At 69.3% G+C, this 15,330-nt stretch carries 17 protein-coding genes; 9 read left to right on the top strand and 8 right to left on the bottom strand.

The genetic code is table 11. From position 1 onward, the window contains the following. Positions 1-58: 58 nt before the first annotated feature. Complete coding sequence (locus tag NGM10_RS13905; protein ID WP_253479714.1) at positions 59-1,354, bottom strand: CDP-glycerol glycerophosphotransferase family protein; 1,296 nt, start codon at positions 1,352-1,354, stop codon at positions 59-61. Between the two features lie 239 nt (positions 1,355-1,593). Here NGM10_RS13905 and NGM10_RS13900 point away from each other — a divergent pair, with 239 nt between their 5' ends. The 3 genes from NGM10_RS13900 to NGM10_RS13890 all read left to right on the top strand — a co-directional run bounded on the left by NGM10_RS13900 (position 1,594) and on the right by NGM10_RS13890 (position 3,288). Beyond that, positions 1,594-2,787, top strand: coding sequence for a redox-regulated ATPase YchF (locus tag NGM10_RS13900; RefSeq protein WP_253479713.1), 1,194 nt, complete (start codon positions 1,594-1,596; stop codon positions 2,785-2,787). A gap of 32 nt (positions 2,788-2,819) precedes the next feature. Next, positions 2,820-3,023 (top strand): hypothetical protein, encoded by a 204-nt coding sequence (locus NGM10_RS13895; RefSeq protein WP_253479712.1) that lies wholly within the window; start codon positions 2,820-2,822, stop codon positions 3,021-3,023. Between the two features lie 64 nt (positions 3,024-3,087). Continuing rightward, the gene (locus NGM10_RS13890) at positions 3,088-3,288 is read left to right on the top strand and encodes a hypothetical protein (RefSeq protein ID WP_253479711.1); all 201 of its coding nucleotides are present in this window, start codon (positions 3,088-3,090) and stop codon (positions 3,286-3,288) included. Positions 3,289-3,353: 65 nt separating this feature from the next. On the opposite strand, the gene NGM10_RS13885 is transcribed toward NGM10_RS13890, so the two are convergent. Beyond that, entirely contained in the window at positions 3,354-3,923 is a 570-nt protein-coding gene (locus tag NGM10_RS13885) for a hypothetical protein (RefSeq protein ID WP_253479709.1), read from the bottom strand. A 94-nt stretch (positions 3,924-4,017) separates the two neighbouring features. On the opposite strand from NGM10_RS13885, the gene sucC reads away from it, so the two are divergent. Then, positions 4,018-5,223, top strand: coding sequence for an ADP-forming succinate--CoA ligase subunit beta (gene sucC, locus NGM10_RS13880; protein ID WP_303656621.1), 1,206 nt, complete (start codon positions 4,018-4,020; stop codon positions 5,221-5,223). Further along, the gene (sucD, locus tag NGM10_RS13875; RefSeq protein ID WP_253479705.1) at positions 5,220-6,089 is read left to right on the top strand and encodes a succinate--CoA ligase subunit alpha; all 870 of its coding nucleotides are present in this window, start codon (positions 5,220-5,222) and stop codon (positions 6,087-6,089) included. The genes sucC and sucD overlap by 4 nt, the downstream gene beginning before the upstream one ends. 80 nt (positions 6,090-6,169) lie before the next feature. Here the strand turns inward: sucD and NGM10_RS13870 are convergent, their stop codons facing one another. From NGM10_RS13870 to NGM10_RS13855, 4 genes are all read right to left on the bottom strand, one after another. Then, positions 6,170-6,502 carry a DUF7577 domain-containing protein gene (locus tag NGM10_RS13870; RefSeq protein WP_253479703.1) on the bottom strand — a complete coding sequence of 111 codons (333 nt, stop codon included), beginning with the start codon at positions 6,500-6,502 and terminating at the stop codon, positions 6,170-6,172. Positions 6,503-6,587: 85 nt separating this feature from the next. Beyond that, on the bottom strand, positions 6,588-6,836 hold the full coding sequence (locus tag NGM10_RS13865; RefSeq protein ID WP_253479701.1) for a DUF7511 domain-containing protein: 249 nt from the start codon (positions 6,834-6,836) through the stop codon (positions 6,588-6,590). Positions 6,837-6,930: 94 nt separating this feature from the next. Further along, positions 6,931-7,797, bottom strand: coding sequence for a class I SAM-dependent methyltransferase (locus tag NGM10_RS13860; protein WP_253479700.1), 867 nt, complete (start codon positions 7,795-7,797; stop codon positions 6,931-6,933). Positions 7,798-7,874: 77 nt separating this feature from the next. Then, entirely contained in the window at positions 7,875-9,275 is a 1,401-nt protein-coding gene (locus NGM10_RS13855) for a cytochrome P450 (protein ID WP_253479699.1), read from the bottom strand. A gap of 84 nt (positions 9,276-9,359) precedes the next feature. Here NGM10_RS13855 and NGM10_RS13850 point away from each other — a divergent pair, with 84 nt between their 5' ends. From NGM10_RS13850 to NGM10_RS13835, 4 genes are all read left to right on the top strand, one after another. Continuing rightward, on the top strand, positions 9,360-10,019 hold the full coding sequence (locus NGM10_RS13850; protein ID WP_253479698.1) for a helix-turn-helix domain-containing protein: 660 nt from the start codon (positions 9,360-9,362) through the stop codon (positions 10,017-10,019). A gap of 114 nt (positions 10,020-10,133) precedes the next feature. Beyond that, on the top strand, positions 10,134-11,972 hold the full coding sequence (locus tag NGM10_RS13845) for an acetyl-CoA carboxylase biotin carboxylase subunit (RefSeq protein WP_253479697.1): 1,839 nt from the start codon (positions 10,134-10,136) through the stop codon (positions 11,970-11,972). Between the two features lie 225 nt (positions 11,973-12,197). Next, positions 12,198-12,644 carry a hypothetical protein gene (locus NGM10_RS13840; protein WP_253479696.1) on the top strand — a complete coding sequence of 149 codons (447 nt, stop codon included), beginning with the start codon at positions 12,198-12,200 and terminating at the stop codon, positions 12,642-12,644. A gap of 46 nt (positions 12,645-12,690) precedes the next feature. After that, positions 12,691-13,629, top strand: coding sequence for a biotin--[acetyl-CoA-carboxylase] ligase (locus tag NGM10_RS13835; RefSeq protein WP_253479695.1), 939 nt, complete (start codon positions 12,691-12,693; stop codon positions 13,627-13,629). A gap of 1 nt (position 13,630) precedes the next feature. Here the strand turns inward: NGM10_RS13835 and NGM10_RS13830 are convergent, their stop codons facing one another. Further along, entirely contained in the window at positions 13,631-14,143 is a 513-nt protein-coding gene (locus NGM10_RS13830; protein WP_253479694.1) for a universal stress protein, read from the bottom strand. A 154-nt stretch (positions 14,144-14,297) separates the two neighbouring features. Beyond that, positions 14,298-15,311 carry an amidohydrolase family protein gene (locus tag NGM10_RS13825; RefSeq protein WP_253479693.1) on the bottom strand — a complete coding sequence of 338 codons (1,014 nt, stop codon included), beginning with the start codon at positions 15,309-15,311 and terminating at the stop codon, positions 14,298-14,300. Between the last annotated feature and the right edge of the window lie 19 nt (positions 15,312-15,330).

Here is a 15,330-nt window from a genome sequence, read left to right as displayed (position 1 = left end):
TCAAGGTTTCTTTCCGAATATAAATAGACTATCGAGCGTAACGGAGCGCTCCGGACCGCTATTCGGCGCTCCCCCTCGCGCTCGATTCGCGGTCGGGAACCGCCCCCTCCCCGAGCCGCCGCCGGACGGCCTCGTAGACCCTCGCCGACGAGTCGACGGCGTTCGCCGTCGACTCGCCCAGCATCGACTCCCGGACCGCCCGGCGTCGGTCGGCGTCCGGGTCCTCGTCCGAGACGACCGCGTCGAGGGTGCGGTCGAGCGCGTCGAGCAACCCCTCGAAGTCGCGGGCGACCGGCCCCGGGGTCACGTCGTCGTACTCGAAGTAGAACCCGCGTTCGGCCCGGTACCGGTCGAGGTCGAACGCGTAGAACGCGACCGGTCGGTCGAGCAGGAGGTAGTCGAAGTACACCGACGAGTAGTCGGTGACGAGCGCGTCGGCCCGGCGCAGGAGGGGGTAGGCGTCGGTCGCCTCGGGGAGTTCGACGACGCGGTCGAGGTCGAGCGCCGAGAGGTCGAGGCGCTCGTTCGGGTGGGTCTTGACCGCGAGGTAGGCGTCCCGGTCGGCGAGGAAGTCCTCCAGCGCCGCGAAGTCCACGTTCTCGGCGACTACCCCGGGGTCCCACTCCCGGAAGGTCGGGAGGTAGCAGACGACCGGGCGGTCGCCAGCGAGGTCCCGAACTCGGGCGAGCGCGTCGGCGTCTGTGCCGAGCTGCTCGCCCGGCACGGCGTCGAACAGCGCGTCGTTTCGGGGGTAGCCCGTCTCGACCATCCGGTCGCGGTCGATTCGGAGCCCCGACTCGAACGGCCCCGTCTGCGGGCCGGGAACCGTGAGCAGGTCGAACTCCCCGGCCATGTGGGCGTGGGCCGCCCGGACGGCCGCGGGTTCGTCGGCGAACCCGGCGTCCCACGAGACGCGCTTGAGCGGGAGGCCGTGCCAGAGCATCACGTTCAGCGCGCCCGCACAGCAGGGCATCGCGAGGTCTCGGTGGCCGTGCGTGAGGAAGACGACGCCAGCCCGGAGGTTCAGCGCCAGCCCCCGCAACGAGTAGCAGTGGTAGGCCTCGTAGCCCGCCGACTGGAGTTCGGCGACCACCTCGCGGTCCTTCGAGAGCCAGACAGGCCGCACGTCGGGTCGCTCGGTCGCGACGTGGAGGTAGAGGTACTTGGCGTTGTCTGCGAACGCCCCGCCCGCGCGCGCGCCGAACGCCCACAGCGAGTCGTCGCGGGTCCAGCAGAACGAGAGTGCCTTCACCGCGCGGTAGAGGACCCACTGCGCGAGGAACGATAGCGCGTCGGCGAGCGAGCGCGCTCGCTCGCCGACCGCCCTGCGCACGCCGTTTCGAATCCCCTCCATCACGAATTGCCCGCCCCCACCATCACGAATCTCCCGCCCGTCGCTCCCCCGGAATCGCCCGCGAGTCGAGACCCATCTCGCCGACCTACGTCGGGGACCGCCAAAAATCCCCGCCGCGGGACCGACCCCTCCTCCGACCTCGCCTCCCGTGCGAATAGGTAGCACCGTCCATGAGTCGTCCTCCCGGCCGTTCGCGGCTTTAGCAGGGGTTTTAGGCCGCCGCCCCCACCGACGACCCAATGAGCTACAAGATCGGTCTCGTCGGCAAGCCCTCGGTGGGCAAGTCGACGTTCTTCAACGCCGCGACGATGAACGACGTGCCCGAGGGCGCGTACCCCTTCACCACCATCGACCCCGCGGTGGGCGAGGCCTACGTCCGGGTCGAGTGCGCCGCCCCGGAGTTCGGCGAGGAGTGTACCCCGAACGTCGGATTCTGCGAGGACGGGGTTCGATTCGTCCCGACGAAACTGGTGGACGTTGCGGGACTCGTCCCCGGCGCTCACGAGGGCAGAGGGCTGGGGAATCAGTTCCTGACGGACCTCAACGAGGCCGACGTGCTGGTCCACGTCGTCGACTTCTCGGGCACGACCGACATCGAGGGCGAACCCACCGAGGACCACGACCCCCGCGAGGACATCGACTTCCTCGAAGACGAACTCGACATGTGGTACCTCGAAGTGCTGGAGAAGGGCATCTCGCGCTACGAGTCGGGCTACGACGGCGACGAGGACGACATCGAGGTCGAACTCGCCGAGCAGATGAGCGCGTTCCGCACCAACAAGGACGAGATAAAGCGCGAGATACTGTCGCTCGGCCTCGAACTCGACCCCGAGACGTGGGACGAGGCCGACCGCGAGGAACTCGCCCGCGAGATCCGCAAGGTGACCAAGCCGATGGTGGTCGCCGCGAACAAGATGGACACCCCCGAGGCGAAGGCCAACTTCGAGGAGATAACGAGCGACTCCGACTACGACCACCTCACCGTGGTGCCCGCGAGCGCCCACGCCGAGAAGGCGCTCAAGAAGGCCGACGAGCAGGGCGCAGTCGAGTACCGGCCCGGCGATTCGGACTTCGACATCGTGGGCGACGTCTCGGGCGACCAACGCGCGGGACTCGAAGCCATCGAGGAGTTCGTCGCGGCGTACGACGGCACGGGGGTCCAGCGCGCGCTCGAAACCGCGCTGTTCGAGGAGCTGGGCGTCGTCCCCGTCTTCCCCGGCGGCGCGAACGGACTGGGCAACGAGCGCGGCGAGGTCCTGCCCGACTGCTTCCTCCTGCCCGAGGGCGCGACCGCCGAGGACTTCGCCTACCACGTCCACTCCGATTTGGGGGAGGGCTTCCTCCACGGCATCGACTGCCGGAGCAACCGGCAGGTCGGTGCGAACACCGAACTCGACGACCGTGACGTCATCGACATCGTCTCGACGAACTGAAGTTTAAGAGCCGGGACCGCCTCCGGTCGGACATGGACGCCGACCCCCGCTGTCCCGACTGCGGCGTGACGATGGAGCGCGTCAAAATCCACACTGGCGACGGCCTCGGTCTCCACGTAAAGACCGACGAGAAGCGAAGCGGCCTGCTCGGGTCGCTCGGGATGAAGGAGTCGCGGAAGGTAACGCCGCGCGCGTGTCCGGAGTGTGGGCTCGTGCGACTGTACGCCGAGGAGTGAACCCGGCCGACGACATTCCCGTTCGACCGACATGTTTTTCGCGCCGGGACGAGGAACCACTCGTATGGCCGACGACGCGCGCTGTCCCGACTGCGGCGTTGCGCTGGAGCAAGCCGACCTGTTCACCGGGCAGGGCGACCTGAAGGTCCGGACCGAGACCGAGAGCGACGGCGTGCTCGCCGCGGTCGGCGTGACGAAGGCGCTGGACGTGACCCCTCGGCGGTGCCCGGACTGCGGTCTAGTGCGGTTCTACGCCGAGGAGTGAGACGGCGGGCCGGACGGCCCGCCGTCTCGCCGACCGCGAATCGGTCCCCGGTCGAACGCGGTCGGCTACGCCGACGCGATTCGTATCGCTCCCGCCGCAGTGGCGGTCGCGAGGATTCCCCACACCACCAGTCCCGGGGCCCCGACGGTAGTCAGGAGCGCACCGAGCAGCGCCAGCGCCGCGAGCGCGACCGACGCCTTCACCGCCTCCGATTTCGCGTCCTCCGAGAGGATTCGACCGACGCCCGACCGCCCGCGCGTCCCGAAGACGTAGCCGTACCGCTCGTGGAGGGTCCGGCCGTCGGGGGAAGGGTCGTCGCGTTCCCGGACGTAGTCGAACTCGCTGGCGGCGCATTCCGGGCAGTACGCCAGCGCGACCGCCGACTCGGTGCCGGTCGCCCGGTCGACCGTGTCGACCCCGACCACGACCGCCTCCCCGACGGGGACGTAGCCGTCGCGCCGCGGGCAGTACGACGGGTAGCGCTCGCACGTCACCACCTCGACTCGCTCTGTGGCCGGGAGACCGAGCGTCTCGGTCTCGGCGGGGGTCCCGTCGGTGCCGAGTTCGACCGGTCGTTCGATGTCCACGGTCGTTTCGCGAAGTATCGTCTCCGTCTCGAAGCGTTCCTCGGTCATGGTTGGTGAGCGCCGCGGCTCGTCTTTCAATGCACGCGGCGGATTTCCTTAGCACTTGGGTCGGCGCGGCGCGCGCGCCGCGCCGACCACGGGCGTGCGGTCCCGGCGTTTCGGAACTACTAACTCGCTTTCCCCGAAAGTACCGTCCGAGTCCAAGATGAAACTCCACGAGTATCAGGCGAAGCGCGTCTTCGCCGATGCGGGAATCCCGACGCCAGCGTCGACGCTGGCGTCGTCGGTAGACGAAGTCGTCGAGGCCGCCGAAGACATCGGCTACCCCGTGGCCGTCAAGGCGCAGGTCCACGTCGGGGGCCGCGGCAAGGCCGGGGGAATCAAGCTCGCCGACGACCGCGAGGAGGTCGAACGGGCCGCCGAGGACATCCTCGGGATGGACCTCAAGGGCTACACCGTCGAGGAGGTCCTCGTCGAGGAGGCCGTGAACTTCAAGAACGAACTCTACGTCGGCGTGACGATGGACCGCGGCGAGGGCAAGCCCGTCGCCATGGTCTCGACCAAGGGCGGGGTCAACATCGAGGAGGTCGCCGAGGAGGACCCCGACGCCATCGCCCGCGAGCACGTCGACCCGGCGTTCGGGATGCACCCCTACCAGGCCCGGAAGGTCGTCTACGACGCCGGAGTCCCCCGCGAGGTGGCCTCCGACGTGGCGTCCATCCTCACCACGCTGTTCGAACTCTGGGACGACAGCGACGCCAGCGACATCGAGATCAACCCCGTGATGGTCACGGAGGACGACGAGGTCGTCGCGGCCGACGCCGTGATGAACATCGACGACGACGCGCTGTTCCGCCAGCCCGACCTCGCGGAGATGGAGGAAGAGACCTTCGAGGACGACCTCGAACGCAAGGCCGGAGAGTACGGCTTCGACTACGTCCGACTCGACGGCAACACCGGCATCATCGGCAACGGCGCGGGCCTCGTGATGACGACGCTCGACCTCGTGGACTACTACGGCGGGTCGCCCGCCAACTTCCTCGACATCGGGGGTGGCGCGAAAGCCGAGCGCGTCGCGAACGCGCTCGACATGGTGTTCTCCGACGAGAACGTCGACGCGGTCGTGTTCAACATCTTCGGCGGTATCACTCGCGGCGACGAGGTCGCCAAGGGCATCAACGACGCGCTGGAGCAGTTCGACGAGATTCCCAAGCGCGTGGTCGTCCGACTCGCGGGCACCAACGCCGAGGAGGGCCGCGAGATTCTGAACGACGAACTCGTGACGGTCGAGGAGACCCTCGAAGACGCGGTACAGCGTGCGGTCGAGTACGCGGAGGTGGAAGCATGAGCGTTCTAGTCGACGAAGACACCAGAGTCGTCGTACAGGGCATCACGGGTGGCGAAGGGAAGTTCCACACCCAGCAGATGATGGAGTACGGCACCAACGTCGTCGCTGGCGCGGTGCCGGGCAAGGGCGGCCAAGAGGTCGAGGGCGTCCCCGTCTACGACACCGTCGAGCAGGCCGCTCGCGAGGAGGACGCCGACGCGTCGGTCGTGTTCGTCCCGCCCGCGTTCGCGGGCGACGCCGTCTTCGAGGCGCTCGACGCGCCGCTCGACCTCGTGGTCGCCATCACCGAGGGCATCCCCACGCAGGACATGTCGAAGGTGTACAAGCGCCTCTCGGAGGTCGACACCCGGCTCATCGGTCCGAACTGCCCGGGCATCATCACCCCCGGCGAGAGCAAGCTCGGCATCCTGCCGGGCAACATCTTCGAGTCGGGCGACGTGGGGCTGGTCTCGCGGTCGGGCACCCTGACCTATCAGGTCGTCGATAACCTCACCTCGCGCGGTATCGGTCAGACCACCGCCATCGGCATCGGCGGCGACCCCATCATCGGCACCGACTTCATCGACGCCCTCGAACTGTTCGAGAACGACCCCGACACGAAGGCGGTCGTGATGTGCGGCGAGATCGGCGGCGAGGACGAGGAGGAGGCCGCCCAGTACATCGCCCAGAACATGGACACCCCGGTCGCGGGCTTCATCGCGGGCCGGACCGCCCCGCCGGGCAAGCGCATGGGCCACGCCGGAGCCATCGTCTCGGGTAGCGGCACCGGCACCGCCGAGAGCAAGATAAACGCCCTCAACGACGCGGGCGTCCCGGTCGGCGACACCCCCAACGAGGTCGCCGACCACATCGAGGACTTCCTGTAAACCGTCCGTCTTCCCGTTTTTCTCGTTTGGACGGAAAGAGCGCGAGCGTTCGCTCGCGCTCTTTCCGTCGGCTCTCGTCTCTAACTCAGTTCCCCGACGCACGCCCGACAGTACGTCGATTCGGCTCGGTTCGACTCGCCGCACGACGAGCAGACGACCGACTCGGGTTCGCTGGCGTCGGTCTCGGCGCGGTCCCCGTCGCTCGGGTCGCCGCCGTCGGCCAGAACCGGGGCCCGCCCCACGGCGCGGGCCGCGGCCTCGGACACCTCGGGGTCGGCGGTTTCGCTCTCGGCGATGCTCAGGAGGAGCGCGTCGTCGCGGAGCCACTCCAGACCGCGCATCAGCCCGAGGAACAGCACCGTCGGGCCTATCATGGCCACGAAGTATATCAGCAGGCGATAGGCGAGGTCCATGTGCGTGTGGCGCAGAGCGAGAGTTCTTAATTATAACGGTTCAAATTGAACTGTATTCCGGAAAAGAACGGCGCGGGTCTCGGCGTCAGCGGGCGTCTCCGAGGTCGACGAACACGCGGTCGTCGGCGGTGAGCCACGCCGACATGCGTTCGACTCCCGAGCGGTCGGGCGGGAACACGGTTCGACGGTCCGGGCGGTCATCGTACGCGACCACGACCGAGCGGAGTTCGTCGGGCGAGCGAGCGGTCGGTTCGGCGTCGGGCGAGCGAGCGGTCGAGTCGGTGGCGTCACCGCGGGTCGAGTCGGGTGGTTCGGTTATCGGGTCGTGGGTCATGGTCCTCCGGCCGCACGTCGGACTGGGCGACCCTCGGGTTAAGTATTTTATATGAGAGATATATAGCAGTCGAGGGACATCGGTATCTCGCTCCTCACGCCCGACAGACCGCGAGCATGTGCTCGGAGAAGTCCACCGCGGTCCGGTCCTCGCGGAGGGTTCGGACGACCTCGCGCACGTCGTCGAGGGCCGCCTCGTCGGCGTCGGCCAACTCGCGTTTCGTCCGGGTGGCGACGTTCTCCAGACCGACGAGTCGGTCCACGTCGAAGCCAGCGTCTTCGAGTTCGGCCTCGAACTCGTCGGCCCGGAAGCCGTGGCACTCGGCCCAGCCCTCGCCCGAGCCGAGTTTCTCGACGCGCTCTGCGGTGTAGTCGCCGTCCTCGGCGATGGGCGCGAGCAGGCCGTGGGCGTCCTCCAGCGAGAACTGGACGACGTCCCGGAGCATGGCGAACCGGCCGATGACCGAGACGAAGGCGGGGGCACCGGCGGACTCGCGCGAGGCGGCCTCGCTCGCTTCGCTCGCGTGGCCGCCTCGCGCGACCCGCCGGAGTTCCGCCATCGCGTCGGCGCGTTCGGCGTCGTCCACGACGTGGCTCAGGGGGCCGCCGAGACAGCAGACCGCGTCGAACGCGTCGTCCGCGAAGGGGAGGTCCCGGAGGTCGCCCCGCTGGCAGGTCGCGCGGTCGCCGAGACCGCGCTCGGCGACCTTCTCGCGGGCGATGGCGACCTGTTCGGCGCTCAGGTCGCAGTGTTCGACCTCGTACCCGCGCTCGGCCAGCCAGCAGGTGTACCGGCCGGGACCGCCCCCGGCGTCGAGGACCCGCCCCGAGTCGGGGAGGAACTCCGCGAGGTAGTCGGTCGTGTTCTCGAACTCCATCCGAGTGACGGGGTCGCGGTCGAGTCGCTCCCACTCGCCCTCGGCGAACTCGTCGTAGTAGGTCCCGGGGTCCATGTCGGTCATCGTCCTCGATTCGTCAGCGTCGGAGAATAAGCGTTGTCGTGGTGTGGTACTCCACCACGGGAGGGCCGAAGCGGGGCTCAGCGCTTCCGGACGCGCATTCGCATCTCGGTCGTCGGCTTGAGGGTCGCGCTCATCGCGAGGTCGGGGTCGCCCTCGTAGACCGGTTCGAACGCGACCTCCCGGGCCATCGTCGCCAGCACGAGCCGGAGTTCGGTCATCGCGAACCGCATCCCGATGCAGTGGCGCGGCCCGCCGCCGAAGGGGAAGTAGGCGTAGTCGGGGAGGTCGTCCTCGAAGTCGGCGGTCCAACGCTCGGGCCGGAACTCGTCGGGGGCGTCGTAGAACCGCCCGTCGCGGTGGAGTTTGAAGGCGGGGAGCGTGAGGTTCGTCCCGGCCTCGATGCGGTAGGGGCCGATTCGAACGTCCTCGGTCGGCTCCCGGAAGAGGACGTAGGCGGGCGGGTAGAGCCGGAGCGCCTCCCTGACGACCCGCTCGGTGTAGCCGAGGTCGGGGAGGTCGGCAATCGTGGCGGGGTCGTCGCCGAGGGTCGCGTCGAGTTCCGCGCGGAGTTTCTCCGCTTCGTCGGGGTTGCGCCCGAGCAGGTGCCACGCGTAGGTCAGCGCGAGCGCGGTGGTCTCGTGGCCCGCGAACAGGAACGTGACCAGCTGGTCGCCGACCACCTCCTCGGCCATCGTCTCGCCGTCGGGTCCCTCGGCGCGGAGCAACAGCGAGAGCAGGTCGTCGTACTCTGCGTCGTCTGCGCGGCGCTCCGCGACGAGGTCGTCCACCATCGCCTCGAAGTCGGTCATCGCGCGCTCGAACCGGCGGTTCTTCGGCGTGGGTACCCAGTCGGGGAGGAACGCCGACGCGCCGCCCGCGTCCCCGCGCTCGTTGAGCGCGGCCGCGGCCTCCCGGACGACTTCGCGTCGCCCCTCGACGTCGATGTCGAACAGCGACTTCGCCAGAATCCGGAGAGTCAGCTCCGACATCGCGTCCTGCACGTCGACCACCTCGCCGTCGGCGAGGTGGTCGAGCGTTCGCTCGGCGTACGTCACCATCGCGTCGGCGTAGCTCCGGATGCGGTCGGGCGTGAACGCGGGCTGGATGCGGACGCGCTGGTCGCGCCACTCCTCGCCCTCGGTCAGGAGGAGTCCGCGCTCGGCGAACCCCGCGGCCGCGTCGCGGAACGCCTCGCTCTTGACGAACCGCTCGTTGTCCTCGACCAGAATCTGCTCGACGTAGTCGGGTTCGAACACCGTGCAGAACTCCCGGCCCGCGACGCTGTAGCCCACTGCGTCGCCCACGGATTCGAGGCGGTCGTAGAACCCGAACGGGTCGCGCACGAACCCGAGCGTGTTGCCGAGAACGGGCGTGCCGGGGAGCTGCGGGGGTTCGGGAGCCTCGGCGAGCGCTCGCGGGTCCCGCTCCGTTCGCTCCGGGCCCTCGGCGTCGGCCGGGCCCGGTTGGGTCTCGCTCATGGACGGAGGTTGTGCCGAGCGCTCGATAGGTCCTCCGTCGAAGCATCTAGGTCGTTTAAGTTCTGCCGGTCCGACGGGTCGGTCGTGAAGTACCTCACGCTCGCGCTGCGCCAACCGCGGGCGACTCGCCACCCCATGCAGAACTTCATCGCCGACTCGGAGGCGGTCGCTCGGGAGGAGCTACTGGCGTGGAACCTCCTGCCCGGCGAGGCAGTCGAGTACGTGCTGTTCTACGTCGAGGGCGAGATAGACCCCTACCGGGAGGCGATTTCGGACGTGGGGTCGGTCGCCGAGTACACGCTGGCCCCCATCGATTCGGAGTCGTTCTACGCCTACGTCAGACAGGAGACCCGCGAGGCCGACCGCCAGTTCCGCGAGGCGTTCGCTCGCCGCCACCTGCTGGTCGTCCCGCCCGTCGAGTACACCGGCGAGGGACACATGCGGTTCACGGTCGTCGGCGAGTCGGCCGACCTGCGGGCGCTCCTCGACGACCTGCCCGAGCGCATCGACGCCGAGATAGCGGAGGTCGGCGAGTACGACCGCAGACACGCCACCGTCGCGGGCGCGTTGACCGACCGCCAGTTCGAGGCGGTGTCGGTCGCGTCGTCGCTCGGGTACTACGAGGTGCCCCGCGAGGGGTCGCTGGCCGAGGTCGCCGACGAACTCGACTGCGCCGAGAGCACGGCGTCCGACCTGCTCCGGAAGGCCGAGTCGAAGCTCGTCTCGGCGGTCGTGAACGGGTGAGGCGAGTCTTCTCGCGGTCGTCGACCGACCGACGGGTCGAAGTGGACGAACGTCCCGATCCGTCACCGAGAACCGACAGAATGAGGTAACCCACCCGAATATTTGCCGCCAAGGATGTTCGACAAGGTTCTCGTCGCCAACCGAGGCGAAATCGCGGTCCGCGTGATGCGGGCGTGCGAGGAGCTGGGTATCGACACCGTGGCCGTCTACAGCGAGGCCGACAAGGACTCCGGACACGTCCGGTACGCCGACGAGGCGTACAACGTGGGTCCCGCACGCGCGGCCGACTCGTACCTCGACCACGAGGCGGTCATCGACGCCGCGAAGAAGGCCGACGCCGACGCCATCCACCCCGGCTACGGCTTCCTCGCGGAGAACGCCGAGTTCGGGGGCAAGGTCGAGGACACCGAGGGCGTGACGTGGGTCGGCCCCTCGGCGGATTCGATGGAGCAGCTGGGCGAGAAGACCCACGCCCGCAAGACGATGCGGGACGCCGACGTGCCCATCGTGCCCGGCACGACCGACCCCGTCGAGGACCCCGAGGAGGTCACCGAGTTCGGCGACGAGCACGGCTACCCCATCGCCATCAAGGCCGAGGGCGGCGGCGGCGGCCGCGGGATGAAGGTCGTCCGCGGCCCCGAGGAGGCCGACGACCAGCTCGAATCCGCCAAGCGCGAGGGGGAGGCGTACTTCGACAACGACAACGTCTACCTCGAACGCTATCTGGAGAACCCGCGCCACATCGAGGTCCAGATCATCGCCGACCACCACGGCAACGTCCGCCACCTCGGGGAACGGGACTGCTCGCTCCAGCGCCGCCACCAGAAGGTCATCGAGGAAGGGCCGTCCCCGGCGCTCACCGACGAACTCCGCGAGGAGATCGCCGAGGCCGCGCGCCGCGGTGCCGACGCCGCGGGCTACTACAACGCGGGCACCTTCGAGTTCCTCGTCGAGGAGGACCCCGACCGCGAGGACGGCGAACTCCTCGGGCCCGACGCCGACTTCTACTTCCTCGAAGTCAACACCCGGATTCAGGTCGAACACACCGTCACCGAGGAGCTGACGGGCATCGACATCGTGAAGTGGCAGCTCCGGGTCGCGGCCGACGAGGAACTCGGCTTCGAGCAGGACGACGTGGAGCTAGAGGGCCACGCGATGGAGTTCCGAATCAACGCCGAGAACGCCGCCGAGGAGTTCGCGCCCGCCACTGGCGGCAAACTCACGACCTACGACCCGCCGGGCGGCATCGGCGTGCGCCTCGACGACGCGCTGCGGCAGGGCGACGACCTCGTGACCGACTACGACTCGATGGTCGCGAAGCTCATCATCCACGGGAGCGACCGCGAGGAGTGCATCGCCCGGTCGAAGCGCGCGCTCGCCGAGTACGACATCGAGGGCATCCCGACGATCATCCCGTTCCACCGGCTGATGCTCGACGACGAGCCGTTCGTGGCGGGAACCCACACCACCAAGTACCTCGACAACACGCTCGACCCCGAGCGCATCGACGAGGCTCAGGAGAAGTGGGGCAGCGAGACCGAATCGACGACCGACGACGAGGAGGTCGTCGAGCGCGAGTTCACGGTCGAGGTCAACGGCAAGCGATTCGAGGTCGACCTCGAAGAGCGCGGCGCGGCCGCGATTCCCGCGAGTAACGGCGGAGGCGGCGCGACCGGACAGAAGCCCGAGCCCGCGGGCGGCGACTCGGGCGGGGGCGACGACGTGAGCGTCGACGGCGAGGGCGAGAGCGTCACCGCCGAGATGCAGGGCACCATCCTCGACGTGACGGTCGAGGAGGGCGACGAAGTCGCGTCGGGCGACGTGGTCTGCGTCCTCGAAGCCATGAAGATGGAGAACGACGTGGTCGCCTCGCGGGGCGGCACCGTGACGCAAATCGCCGTCGGCGAGGGCGACAGCGTCGACATGGGCGACGTGCTGGTCGTCATCGAGTAGCGGCGCCGAGCAACGTTTTTTGACGGAGTTCCACACAAGATACTTGCGGGAGCGGCCAGTATCCGGCCTCGATGACGTCGCCCTCCCGCCGCCGCGCGCTCGCCCTGACCGGAACCGCGGTGTTGTCGCTCGCCGGGTGTCTCGGCGAGCGGCCCGCGGGAACGGACCTCGAAAACGGAGTCGACCGACGAGTCGCGAACGACCCCGCCCGAGTACGACTGCTCGATGGCCGACCGGCCGGACCCCGACCCTCCGGACGAGGACGCCGAGGACGCGGTCGAGCCGACGGCGTATCCGACTCGCCCGGACTCGCTGGCCGACGAAGACGAGGTCGCCGAGTACGTCGAGGCGTACGAGCGAGCGTACCGGCGCAACGCGCTGGTGGAAGAGTGGGGCGACGACCTCACCCGCCAGACGACGTCGGTCAGGGACGTTCGGACCGACGACGCGCCCGAGGGGGCCGCGGTCGTCCGAGTCCGGTACACCTACTCCGAAACCGTAGAGCAGCCGGAGGGAACCGAGATGCACGGGGACTCGCCGACCGTGTTCGCGTCCTACTACGTTGACGAGTCGGTCGTCGTTCGCGCCGAAGACACCGGCCCCCGAGACGACGAGGACGCGCTCGACCCCGACCCGTGGGAGACGGGCGAACCGGTCGAGTGTTTCGCGTGAGCGGGGAAGCAGGCGATTCTTGTCCCGAGGGGCCTTACCCCCGGCCATGAACGACACGCGCCGGGCGGTCCTCGAACGACTCGCGGAGGGTCCCGTCCCCGGACCCGACGTCGCCGACGACCTCGGCGTCTCGCGCAACGCGGTCTGGAAGCACGTCGAGGGACTCCGCGGTTCGGGGTTCGACATCGAGAGCAGCGACGACGGCTACGCCCTCGAAGGGATACCGGAGTACGGCGGCCCCGCGGTCGAGTTCGGGCTCGACGCGCCGTTCTCGGTGGAGTACCACGACGCCGTCGGAAGCACCAACGACCGCGCCCGCGAACTCGCCGCCGAGGGGGCCGAGGACGTGGTCGTGCTGGCCGACGAGCAGACCGGCAGTCGGGGACGGCTCGACCGCGCGTGGTCGGCCCCGAGCGGCGGGGTCTGGGCGAGCCTCGTCCTCCGGCCCGACCTCCCGCCCGCCCACGTCCCGGCGCTGACGCTGGCGGCCGCGGTCGCCACCACGGACGCGGCCCGGGAGGCGGGCGTTCCGGCCGAAATCAAGTGGCCGAACGATGTCTTAGTCGGCACCGAGGGCGACCGCGGCGGCCGAAAGCTCGCCGGAATCCTGACCGAGATGGAAGGCGAGGCAGACCGCGTCTCGTGGGTCGTGGTCGGTATCGGCGTGAACGCGAATATTCCGGTCGACGACCTCCCCGAGGGAGCGACCAGCCTCCGCGAGGAGGTCGGCGAGGTCGACCGGCGGGTCTTCGTCCAGCGACTGCTGGAGCGGTTCGACGACCTCCGCGGGGACCCCGAATCCGCGGTCGAGGCGTGGCGCGAGCGGTCGGCCACGCTGGGCCAGCGCGTGCGGGTCGAGCGCGCCGACGGCGAGGTCGTCGGCGAGGCCGTCGACGTGGCGTTCCCCGGGTCGCTCGTGGTCGAGACCGACGAGGGCCGGGTCCGGGTCCACGCGGGCGACTGCGAACACCTCCGGCCAGTATAGGCTACTCGACCGGGACGTGACCCGTCTCGGCGTCCGACTCGGACTCGGTGGCGGCGGGCGAGTCCTCCCCGTTCTCGCCCTCGTCGCCCACCCGGACGGTGAGGACGGGGACCGTGCAGGCCCGGACCACGCCCTCGGCGACGCTCCCCAGAAGCAGGCGGTCGATGCCGCCCCGTCCGTGGGTGCCCATCACCACGAGGTCGCAGTCCTCGCCCTCGGCGTACTCGACGATGCGCCTGCTCGGCGTGCCTTCGAGCAGGCGCGAGGCGACCGGCACGTCGTACTCGTCCGCGATGGTCTCGACGCGCTCCAGCGCGGCCTCGCCCTCCTCGTGGAGCACGTCGTCGATGCCCTCCCACGAGGTCTCCATCGGGAGGCCGGTGAACGTCGCGGAGTTGACGACGTAGACCGCGTGTAGCTCCGCGCCGTGGGCGGCCGCGAGTTCGGCGGCGTGTCCGACCGCGCGCTCGGTGTCGGTCGAACCGTCGGTCGGCACGAGTATCCGGTCGTACATCCGTTCGTCGGATGATAGCACACGACGTACCTTAACTGTTTGCAGGCGAGCGGCGACCGCGCGGTCGCCGCTCGCCTGCAACGGCCCGTCCGTTCGACCCTCCCCGGCTCACAGCACGACTTCGGACGCGTTCACAGCACCACGTCGGACGCGTTCACAGCACCACGTCGGACACGTCGCCCGCTCCGGCCCGGCGGACCACCGCGCGGACCACGTCCTGGGCTCCGGCGAGGTTGTCCGAGTCGCCGTCGAGCACGAGGAGCTTCCCGGGTCGGCCCTCCGCGAGGACGCCGCAGTCGAGGCCCGCGATCTGCGCGCCGTTCCGGGTCGCCATCGCGAGCACGTCGCGGGCGCTCACGTCGGCGAGCTTGGCGGCGAACTCCATCTCGCGGAACATCGAGGGGCTGTTGAGCATCACGTTGTCGGTGCCCAGCGCCACCGTGGTCCGCTCGTGGAGGTCCCGAATGGGCGGGACCCCGACCCCCGTGACGAGGTTCGAGCGCGGGCAGACCGCCACGGGTATCTCGCTGTCCTCGATTCGGTCGAGGTGGAGCGGTTCGGGGTGGACTACGTGGACGAGGAAGTCGGGGTCCAGATCGAGCGCGGGGTTGATGTCGGTCGGGTCGCGCTCGCCAGCGTGGATGCCGAATATCTTTCCCTCGCGGGCGGTCGCGTTGCGCTCGCGGGAGAACTCCCCGTCGCGCGCACCGCTCGCGCCGAAGCCGTCGGCGGCCTCCATCGCCTCGACGGTCTCGCGGCCCAGAATCACGGGGTCGACGTCGAGGCCCTCGGCGGCCTCCCGGAGGGCGTAGACCCCCTCGACGCCGCCCTCTCGGAATTCGAGGAACGAGGCGGTGCCGGTCCGCTCCATCATCCGGATCGACCGGCGCATCGCCTCGACCTTCTCCTCGCGGGAGGCCGCCCGGAGCAGTCGGTGCTTGAGGCCGTCGGGCGGCGCGACGAGTTCGTCGAGGCTCAGGCCCGCGCCCGCCTCCTTCGCGATGGAGTCGCCGATGTGGGTGTGGGCGTTGACGAACGCCGGAACCACGATGTCCGACGAATCGACCGACTCCTCCTCGATTGCGGTTATCGCTCCGTCCTCGACCACGACCCGGCCCTCCACGGGGTCGAACTCCGGACCCCGGAGGACGGTCCCCTCGATTATCATGTGTTCGTCACGGGCCGCA

This window comes from Halorussus salilacus (assembly GCF_024138125.1).
GTDB classification, from domain to species: domain Archaea; phylum Halobacteriota; class Halobacteria; order Halobacteriales; family Haladaptataceae; genus Halorussus; species Halorussus salilacus.
This window is presented reverse-complemented; position numbering and strand designations above follow the sequence as displayed.

Coding starts and splice junctions, on each gene's coding strand:
- NGM10_RS13860 (WP_253479700.1), bottom strand. CDS start 7,797: ATGACCGACATGGACCCCGGGACCTACTACGACGAGTTCGCCGAGGGC.
- NGM10_RS13870 (WP_253479703.1), bottom strand. CDS start 6,502: ATGGACCTCGCCTATCGCCTGCTGATATACTTCGTGGCCATGATAGGC.
- NGM10_RS13885 (WP_253479709.1), bottom strand. CDS start 3,923: ATGACCGAGGAACGCTTCGAGACGGAGACGATACTTCGCGAAACGACC.
- NGM10_RS13895 (WP_253479712.1), top strand. CDS start 2,820: ATGGACGCCGACCCCCGCTGTCCCGACTGCGGCGTGACGATGGAGCGC.
- NGM10_RS13840 (WP_253479696.1), top strand. CDS start 12,198: ATGGCCGACCGGCCGGACCCCGACCCTCCGGACGAGGACGCCGAGGAC.
- NGM10_RS13855 (WP_253479699.1), bottom strand. CDS start 9,275: ATGAGCGAGACCCAACCGGGCCCGGCCGACGCCGAGGGCCCGGAGCGA.
- NGM10_RS13830 (WP_253479694.1), bottom strand. CDS start 14,143: ATGTACGACCGGATACTCGTGCCGACCGACGGTTCGACCGACACCGAG.
- NGM10_RS13845 (WP_253479697.1), top strand. CDS start 10,134: ATGTTCGACAAGGTTCTCGTCGCCAACCGAGGCGAAATCGCGGTCCGC.
- sucD (WP_253479705.1), top strand. CDS start 5,220: ATGAGCGTTCTAGTCGACGAAGACACCAGAGTCGTCGTACAGGGCATC.
- NGM10_RS13900 (WP_253479713.1), top strand. CDS start 1,594: ATGAGCTACAAGATCGGTCTCGTCGGCAAGCCCTCGGTGGGCAAGTCG.
- NGM10_RS13865 (WP_253479701.1), bottom strand. CDS start 6,836: ATGACCCACGACCCGATAACCGAACCACCCGACTCGACCCGCGGTGAC.
- NGM10_RS13905 (WP_253479714.1), bottom strand. CDS start 1,354: ATGGAGGGGATTCGAAACGGCGTGCGCAGGGCGGTCGGCGAGCGAGCG.
- NGM10_RS13890 (WP_253479711.1), top strand. CDS start 3,088: ATGGCCGACGACGCGCGCTGTCCCGACTGCGGCGTTGCGCTGGAGCAA.
- NGM10_RS13825 (WP_253479693.1), bottom strand. CDS start 15,311: ATGATAATCGAGGGGACCGTCCTCCGGGGTCCGGAGTTCGACCCCGTG.
- NGM10_RS13835 (WP_253479695.1), top strand. CDS start 12,691: ATGAACGACACGCGCCGGGCGGTCCTCGAACGACTCGCGGAGGGTCCC.